The organism is Leptospira stimsonii (genome assembly GCF_003545885.1).
GTDB lineage: Bacteria > Spirochaetota > Leptospiria > Leptospirales > Leptospiraceae > Leptospira > Leptospira stimsonii.
In genome coordinates, this window is record NZ_QHCT01000037.1 from 1 (window position 1) to 872 (window position 872).

1 protein-coding gene is annotated in these 872 nt (G+C 37.7%); it reads left to right on the top strand.

Translation table 11 applies throughout. The features are described 5' to 3' along the window. Positions 1–59: 59 nt before the first annotated feature. Positions 60–872, top strand: an 813-nt coding sequence (locus DLM75_RS24045; protein WP_118971036.1) for a helix-turn-helix domain-containing protein, incomplete at its 3' end; no start/stop codon positions are given.

Sequence of the window (872 nt, forward strand, 5' to 3'; positions counted from 1 at the left end):
TATGAAACTAGCGACCTCGGTTGACAGAAACGATAAAGTATTCAACCTGAGGAGTATGTATGGCGACGGATTCTCAACGATGCATTCAGAAGAAAATCAAAGTTTTAAATCATTCCAAAGTATCTCGTAATGTTTCCAAAACATGTAGACACTTTGGCATTTCAAGAGAAACTTTTTATCAATGGAAAAAGGCATATGATACCTATGGGGAAGAAGGACTCATAGATAAGAAGCCGGGATTTCGTCGCGGCACCTGCCCTTGGCGAACTAGCAAGGATACTGAAGAAAAAATCTTACACCTACGCAGGACTTATCATTTCGGTCCGCAAAGAATCTCTTGGCATTTAGAACGCTATCTCTCGATAAAGATCACTGCAGCAGCAGTATATTATGTATTAAAACGAAATGGGATGAATAAGTTACCGGAGAATCAAAGAAGGCGTTCTATTCCATCGTCGTTTATTCGATATGAAAAAAAAGTTCCGGGTCATCATGTGCAAATAGATGTAAAATTCCTTTCTTTCCGTAATTCCAAAGGCAAGGAAATTAAGAGATTTCAATATACAGCCATTGATGACGCTTCTCGAATACGTGCTTTAAAAATATATCAAACTCATACGCAACAATCTGCTATTGATTTCGTTGACTATGTAGTGGAGAAGTTTCCATTTCGAATCCATACAATTCGAACAGATAACGGACATGAATTTCAAGCAAAGTTTCATTGGCATATTGAAGATCAAGGGATACATCATACCTACATTAAACCCGGCACACCTCGTCTGAACGGTAAAGTTGAACGTTCGCATCGTACTGATAAATCTGAGTTTTATCAGCTTTTTGAATATAAGGATGATGTTGATTTGAGTAAA